The sequence below is a fragment of the Accumulibacter sp. genome (assembly GCF_036625275.1).
In the GTDB taxonomy this organism is placed as follows: domain Bacteria; phylum Pseudomonadota; class Gammaproteobacteria; order Burkholderiales; family Rhodocyclaceae; genus Accumulibacter.
In genome coordinates this window covers 1-6,680 of record NZ_JAZKUD010000138.1, presented here as the reverse complement: position 1 = coordinate 6,680, position 6,680 = coordinate 1, and the positions used below count along the sequence as shown (strand labels likewise).

General features: G+C 61.9%; 9 protein-coding genes and 1 pseudogene. 2 read left to right on the top strand and 8 right to left on the bottom strand.

What is annotated here, in order from left to right; translation table 11 throughout:
• Positions 1-197: 197 nt before the first annotated feature.
• Positions 198-782 (bottom strand): YbhB/YbcL family Raf kinase inhibitor-like protein, encoded by a 585-nt coding sequence (locus V5B39_RS21200; RefSeq protein WP_332344814.1) that lies wholly within the window; start codon positions 780-782, stop codon positions 198-200.
• 295 nt (positions 783-1,077) lie between these two features.
• On the opposite strand from V5B39_RS21200, the gene V5B39_RS21195 reads away from it, so the two are divergent.
• Positions 1,078-1,359, top strand: coding sequence for a type II toxin-antitoxin system RelE/ParE family toxin (locus V5B39_RS21195; protein WP_434735748.1), 282 nt, complete (start codon positions 1,078-1,080; stop codon positions 1,357-1,359).
• 17 nt (positions 1,360-1,376) lie between these two features.
• The gene (locus V5B39_RS21190) at positions 1,377-1,715 is read left to right on the top strand and encodes a HigA family addiction module antitoxin (protein WP_332344813.1); all 339 of its coding nucleotides are present in this window, start codon (positions 1,377-1,379) and stop codon (positions 1,713-1,715) included.
• Between the two features lie 138 nt (positions 1,716-1,853).
• On the opposite strand, the gene V5B39_RS21185 is transcribed toward V5B39_RS21190, so the two are convergent.
• The 7 genes and pseudogenes from V5B39_RS21185 to V5B39_RS21155 form a co-directional block, all read right to left on the bottom strand.
• Positions 1,854-3,539: a restriction endonuclease subunit S gene (locus V5B39_RS21185; RefSeq protein WP_332344812.1), complete on the bottom strand. Its 1,686-nt coding sequence runs from the start codon at positions 3,537-3,539 to the stop codon at positions 1,854-1,856.
• Positions 3,540-3,570: 31 nt separating this feature from the next.
• Positions 3,571-3,950 (bottom strand): annotated as a pseudogene (locus V5B39_RS21180) (HepT-like ribonuclease domain-containing protein).
• Entirely contained in the window at positions 3,947-4,237 is a 291-nt protein-coding gene (locus tag V5B39_RS21175; RefSeq protein WP_332344811.1) for a nucleotidyltransferase family protein, read from the bottom strand. Before V5B39_RS21175 ends, V5B39_RS21180 begins: the two are co-directional and overlap by 4 nt.
• A gap of 11 nt (positions 4,238-4,248) precedes the next feature.
• Positions 4,249-4,524, bottom strand: coding sequence for a hypothetical protein (locus tag V5B39_RS21170; protein ID WP_332344810.1), 276 nt, complete (start codon positions 4,522-4,524; stop codon positions 4,249-4,251).
• A gap of 6 nt (positions 4,525-4,530) precedes the next feature.
• Complete coding sequence (locus V5B39_RS21165; protein WP_332344809.1) at positions 4,531-4,731, bottom strand: hypothetical protein; 201 nt, start codon at positions 4,729-4,731, stop codon at positions 4,531-4,533.
• Position 4,732: 1 nt separating this feature from the next.
• On the bottom strand, positions 4,733-5,206 hold the full coding sequence (locus V5B39_RS21160) for a type II toxin-antitoxin system VapC family toxin (RefSeq protein WP_332344808.1): 474 nt from the start codon (positions 5,204-5,206) through the stop codon (positions 4,733-4,735).
• The gene (locus tag V5B39_RS21155; RefSeq protein ID WP_332344815.1) at positions 5,203-6,660 is read right to left on the bottom strand and encodes a type I restriction-modification system subunit M; all 1,458 of its coding nucleotides are present in this window, start codon (positions 6,658-6,660) and stop codon (positions 5,203-5,205) included. Before V5B39_RS21155 ends, V5B39_RS21160 begins: the two co-directional genes overlap by 4 nt.
• Positions 6,661-6,680: the final 20 nt, after the last annotated feature.

Below are 6,680 nucleotides of genomic sequence, written 5' to 3'. Positions count from 1 at the left end.
TCGGCATGCTGCTCGGCAGCCTTGCGCCGCAGCTGGTCGCCAACCGCGGGCACTCGATCGCCCAGGCCCTGCACGCCCAGGCGGCGCACCCCTCACACCCAGCACACCCAGCACACCCAGCACACCCAGCACACCCGGCGCACCCGGCGCACCCGGCGCACGGCAGGCACTGAGCGATCTGCCGAAACTAACTGGCCTCAGTGGGCGTAGCGGAACACGGCGCTCGCCGCGCGTAGCGCGTGCCCACCCTGCAGCGCCTTGGGCACCTCTTCCCGGCTCAGTCCCGGCTGCAAGGCATCGGGCTCGAGGTCGGTGGCGATGATGGTCATGACGTAGTGCTGTGGCGCGTTGCCGCGCGGTGGGCAGGGGCCGAGCCAGGCGAGGCCGACTGTGTTCTTGCCCGCAACAAAGCGGCCGGCGGTGGGCGCGGCGCTCAAGTCACCTTCGGCGAACGCGTTCACGCTGGCCGGGATGCCGTACACAATGGCGTGCGAGACACCCAGTCCGCTGCGGCCGGCCTGATCGTCCCACAGGATGACAAAGCTCCTGGTCTTGTCCGGGACGTTGCGCCACGCCAGCGCGGGCGAGACGTTCTGGCCAAGGCAATTGGCATTCTTGGCGACGTTGCCGGCGTACTTGCGATCGAGCATCGTGTTATCCGCCATGCCGGGTGAGCTGAGGTAGAACGCCGAGGCCGGAACCGTCGGCTCCATGCTGGCGCAGCCCGCCAGCGTGTTGGTCACGACTGCCGTGAGCATAGCGAATACGCTCCGGGTGATCATGCTTCCTCCTGTGGAAAAATGGCGCTGCGATATGGTCCGCGCGCGTCGGCATGGGTGGCCATTGGCGTCATTGTCACTTCTTTAGGCATTCGCGACCTTGAATTCAGCGCCGCAACCCTATCAGTCCGACTTGCACGGCGCTACGTGCGCTGCACCATCGTTGGCTGTGCGTGGCGGGCAAGCCCTGCTGGATGGATCTTTCCCGCCGGCCGTTCGCAGTCGGGTCGTGAGCATCAGGCTGATGCTGCCGCCGGGACCGGGCTTGATGCTCTCGTAGATCAGGTGTTCGGCGTCGATATCACGCCAGCGCTCGAGCGCGAAGGCCGGTCGAGCGCAATACGGCAGCAACCGTTCCGGACCCGGGCGTTCGGCACCTTCGATGCGCACATTACAGGCGGCGGAGTCGCTCGATTTTCTGCGCGTACCGCCGGGCAACCGGCTGGAAGCCTTGGGTGGGGACCGTGCCGGACAATGGAGCATCCGCATCAACGGCCAGTGGCGGCTGTGTCTTGAATGGCACGACGGGCACGCCTGGAACGTCGAGATCGTGGATTACCACCAAAAGGACAGAGCATGAGCATTCGCACTGAAGACATGGCCGGCATGGATTTCTCGGACGTGGCCGATGTGGCCGCCGGCAAACTGGCGCCAATTCACCCCGGCAAGATTTTGCGGGACGATTTCCTGCTGCCCCTGGGGATCACCCGATATCGGCTGGCCAAGGAAATCGGCGTGTCGCAGCGCCGCATTGGCGAAATCGTGCAAGGAATGCGCGGCATCACTGTGGATACAGCGCTTCGCCTGGCGGCGTTCTTCGGTACCGATGCGCAAAGCTGGATCAACCTGCAGACCCGTTACGACACCGAGCTTGCGCGGGAATCCATGCGCGACGCCCTGAGCCGAATTCATCGGTTTGAGTTGGCGGCAGAGTAAGAACCGCCGAGGCGACTATCCGGGCGGGGCAGGTCTTTGGTTTGTAAAATCCGACCCTGGCCCCTTTCTCTCCGCTTTCTCTCCGGGATCGCGGAGACTTTCCAGAGGTCGGTACGGATGGGCATGGCGGCTCCGGTTTCATGCGGCCTTGAGGGCGGATTCGATCAGGGTCGTGGCGAGGCGTTCCTGTTGCGCGCGGGACTCGGCGAGGCCGGCCTTGAGGCGGTCGCAGAGGGCCATCAGTTCGTCGACTTTGGCGACGATGCGGTGTTGCTCGGCAACAGGCGGTAGTGCGATCGGAATGTTCCTTAGCAAAGAGAGCGCGACAAACGGTTGCGCTCCCCCGCTTGCATTACGTTTCAAACCAAAGGTCACGGTTTTCAGGAAGAGATTCAAAAACATCGGCAGGGTATCTGCCTGCCGGTAGTACTTGAAGAGGGCTACGTTTTTTATGCTGAATTCGCGGTCGGTATCGACGACCACTTGATTGCCAATATTGCCCCCGATCATTGAATACAGGATATCCCCTCGACTGACACCTGAACGTCTTTTTATTGCCTCATGGTCCTTAACGGAAATGAGTTTTGCATCCCCAAACGAAATCTTGCCATCATCAAAGTTCCGACTTGTGATGAGAGGTATGCCATCACCTTCCACGTATTTCGGTGTGTGATGCGTCCCGTCTCTGACGTCGAATGTTTCTTGCGCTCTTGCCCACTGCCAACCATCAGGCAACCCAAACGGCTGCTCATCCTTCCCCACCGGCGGTACCGGCTTCGATTTTTTGCAAGTGCCTTCCACTTCCAGCCGCGCCCGCTCCTTCGCAATCCGCTTGAGCAGCTCGCTCGCCGGTTCGTCGTTCGGGTCTTGCGGCACCAGCTTGCCCATGACGGCGAGCTGGAGGATGGTTTGCTTGAGGGCGTCGAGGCTGGATTCGGTGGTGAACAGGGTGTCGAAGTGTTCGGCGAGGCGTTGCCAGTTGGCGGCTAGTTCGGCGGCGTCGGCGCTTTGGGTGAGCGTCCCGAGCAGGGTTGCGACGAGCTTGGCGTGCGCCGCCCCGGCGTCCGTCTGCTCCGCTTCCAGCCGGTCGCAGAGTGCCATCAGCTCATCGACTTTGGCGACGATGCGGTGTTGTTCGGCGAGGGGCGGGAGCGGAAACCACCCGGAGAAAAACTGCGAATCGTTGACTGCGGGATAAGCAATTCCGGTCTGGACGGACTCTACATAGCGCACGAATGGTGGGCTTCGCAGGTACCAGAATATGAATTGACTCGACAATCCGGCCAGCGGATGTATGACTGCAAAGGCGGTGCTTGCAATGGGGGAGGGCGTCAGATCGCGGTCAATGACGGCGATGTTTAACAGGTAGGGGCGAATTGTCGAATAGATAACCGTCCCCCGCTGGACGATCTTGCGAGCTCGCGAAGGCGCGTCGCCAGCAGCCACGACGGTCGGCGTATCGATCAAGCCTCGTACATTGTCGATTGCCGATACGTCAACATAGGTGAAATCGGCATCCGGTGTCTTTTGGCCCCAATCGTGGCCGATTTCTGCGAGGCGTACCCACAACCATCCAGCGGGAACGGGGAATGGTCTTGCGCCCTCATCCGTGAGTGGTGTTGCCTTCGATTTCCTGCAAGTGCCGTCCGCCTCCAGCCGCGCACGCTCCTTCGCAATGCGCTTGAGCAGTTCGCTCGCCGGTTCGTCGTTCGGGTTCTGCGGCACCAGCTTGCCGCGCACCGCCAGTTCGAGAATCAGCCCGCGCAGTTTCCGGATTCCCTCCGGCGCGGCGGCGATGAGGTCGAGGTGGTCGGGGAGGTTCACTGTTGGATGCTCGCGCGGTCGGGTGAAATCACTACGCATCGGGTAGCGAAGGACTGTCGTCAGCGTCACGTTGCGCGGCAGGCAATTGTTGCAGGAGCGCCGGCAGTGCCGTTTGCACGGTGTCCCACACCACATCGAGGTTGATGGCGAAAGTAGCCGTCAGCAATGCGCTTGCGCATTGCCTCGCATGCTGCGCCACGGTATTTCAGGGTGTGCATCGGCAAACGCCGGATGGCCTTCCATGACCTTGGTCGCGGCTTCTCCGATGATGACGAGACTCATGATGACCGCCTGTTGCGTACGCTTGTCCTCAAGGAAATCGTCTTTGCTCATGCCCTCCACAAAGCAGCACGCATCCGCCGCTGCCTGCCGCATGTAATCGAGAAAGTCGGTCAGGCGGCTCTCGCTCATACCGGCCGGGCCTCGGCGAGGACTTTGGCGCGGAACTTTGGCGGCAGGTCGGCCGGGGTCAAGAGATCGACATGAACGCCAAGCAGGGATTCCAGTTCGTCTTGCAGCCCGCCCAGGTCGAACAGGGTGGTTCCCGGCAGCGCGTCGACCAGCAAATCCAGGTCGCTACCCTCCCGGTCGGTGCCATGCAGCACCGACCCGAAGATGCGCGGGTTCGCCGTGTTGAAGCGATTGGCTGCTTCACGGATGGCATGGCGTTCACGATCGAGAGCAATGGATGGCCGCACGGGTTCTCCTTTCACGTGTCGCCAGCAAGAACAAGCGGTTGAATACCGGGCAAGAACGGCATGGCGGATTGGCGTCCTTCAGCCCTGGCTTCGAGCAGATCGAGCACGAAACCGATGGGCAGGTCTGGATTGTCTGCGATCACCTGCCGGGCAGAGGGCAACCGTCTGACTCGGTCGAGCAAGTCGACCAGCAAGGTGGTCACGAGTGCATCCGGGTCGACATTGGCAAACAGGCGATTGAACTCCTCGGCCAATTCGTCCGGCACATCAACGGTCAGCGCCGCCATCGGGATTCAGCCCGCCTCCCTCTGCGCGCGTTCAGCAAGCTGCAGGCGAATCAATTCGGCGGCTTCATGAGCGCTTCGTGCGACGACTTCAACCTGATAGCCCGCTTCTTCATTGATCTGCCGCTTGACCTCCCACAACTCGGCCAGGATGGGGTCGGGCGCTTTGTGAAAAATGCCGGATTCGGGGGGTATGGTGTCGGTTGCCATCTCAGCTCTCCATCAGTTCTTCAGGTGTGGTCAACAGGGGGATATGGACGCCAATTTCACGCAGATGGTTCTGCAACTTCATCTTGGCGGCGGGACCGGCCAAGTGTGCAAAATTCCATGTCACCAGAAACTCTGCGTTGGACACCGATGCCACGGCAATGTGCAAGGCATCTTCGGGTTCGGAGGCCGGTACAGCGCCAATCTCGATGAGTCGCCTTGCCAGGATCTGCGACTCCTCTGTCATTTCGACGATAGCCATGGATGCCAAGGCAGCCAGTCTGCGTTGGGCTGCCTGGCTGTCGCCGCGGGCCGCTTCGCGGATGACGAGCTCGGAGATCCTCAGATCCCAATGGCTTGGGGCAATCTCCCACCATTCACTGGTCCACGCCTGCCGCGCTGCCGTGACCAGATGGCTGCTGGTGCGGGCGGTCAGGTAGGAAATGACTGAGGTCTCGACATAGACCAGGGGTTTCACTTTCCATTCTCCAGTGCGTCTGCCAAGACTGCCCTGAGCTGACTTCGCGTCTCGCCAATTTTCACCTGCAAGGCCGCGTAGTCGGCGAGCAGCGTCTGCGGATCATGCACCACAGCATCCGGGCTGTGCGGGTTCTTGATGTCGAGGTTGTAGTTGCGCGCCTTGATGTCGGCGGCGCTGACCTTCCACGCTTGTTCGTTCTCGACCCGGTTGTTCCACCACGCCTTTTCGGCTGCGAATTCCTCGATGCGCATCGGCTTGGTCTTGTTGTAGCTCTTCACCCCCGGCGGGTAGGGGTGTTCGTAGAACCAGACGTCCCGTGTCGGCGTGCCCTTGGTGAAGAACAGCAGGTTGGTCTTGATGCCGGTGTAGGGGTTGAAGACGCCGTTGGGCAGGCGGACGATGGTGTGCAGGTTGCAGGTTTCGAGCAGTTGCTCCTTGATGCGCGTCTTGATGCCTTCGCCGAACAGAGTGCCGTCGGGCAGCACCAGCGCGGCGCGGCCGCCGTCCTTGAGCAGGTGCATGATGAGGACGAGGAAGAGGTCGGCGGTTTCGCGGGTGCGGAAGGTGGCGGGGAAGTTGCTCTCGATGCCGTCTTCTTCCATGCCGCCGAAGGGCGGGTTGGTGACGATGACGTCGACGCGGTCGCGCGGGCCGTAGTCGCGCAGCGGGCGGGCGAGGGTGTTGTCGTGGCGGACGTTGGTCGGCACGTCCAGCCCGTGCAGGATCATGTTGGTGGTGCACAGCAGGTGCGGCAGGGGCTTCTTCTCGACGCCGTTGATGCAGCGCTGCAGGAGTTGCTCGTCTTCGACCGTCTTGACGTGTTGCTTGCGCACGTGTTCGATGGCGCAGGTGAGGAAGCCGCCGGTGCCGCAGGCCGGGTCGAGGATTTTCTCGCCCAATCGGGGGGCGACCGCATCGACCATGAATTGGGTGACCGGGCGCGGCGTGTAGTACTCGCCGGCGTTGCCGGCATTCTGCAGGTCGCGCAGGATCTGTTCGTAGAGGTCGCCGAAGAGGTGACGGTCCTGCGCCTTGTTGAAGTCGACGCCGGCGACGATCCTGTTGATCACCTGGCGCATCAGGTGGCCGGACTTCATGTAGTTGTAGGCATCCTCGAAGACGCTGCGGATGACGAAGCCGCGCCGGTCGGCATGCGCCGGCTGCAGGTTCTTGAGGGTGGGGAAGAGCCGGATGTTGATGAAGTCGAGCAGCTCGTCGCCGGTCATGCCCTCGGGGTCGGCCGCCCAGTTGCGCCAGCGCAGCGGCTCAGGGATCGGCGAACGGTAGTCGCCATCGTTCGCTTCGAGCAGCTCGTACTCGGTTTCCTTGTCGTCGTAGATCTTCAGGAAGAACATCCAGACGAGCTGGCCGATGCGCTGCGCGTCGCCATCGACGCCGACATCCTTGCGCATGATGTCCTGGATGGATTTGATGGTGGTGGAGAGGGACATGAGCCAGGGCTTAGGACGTG

Bases quoted from the DNA above. Each gene is read 5' to 3' on its own strand.
- V5B39_RS21200 (WP_332344814.1), bottom strand. From the start codon at position 782: ATGATCACCCGGAGCGTATTCGCTATGCTCACGGCAGTCGTGACCAAC.
- V5B39_RS21190 (WP_332344813.1), top strand. From the start codon at position 1,377: ATGGCCGGCATGGATTTCTCGGACGTGGCCGATGTGGCCGCCGGCAAA.
- V5B39_RS21170 (WP_332344810.1), bottom strand. From the start codon at position 4,524: ATGGCGGCGCTGACCGTTGATGTGCCGGACGAATTGGCCGAGGAGTTC.
- V5B39_RS21165 (WP_332344809.1), bottom strand. From the start codon at position 4,731: ATGGCAACCGACACCATACCCCCCGAATCCGGCATTTTTCACAAAGCG.
- V5B39_RS21155 (WP_332344815.1), bottom strand. From the start codon at position 6,660: ATGTCCCTCTCCACCACCATCAAATCCATCCAGGACATCATGCGCAAG.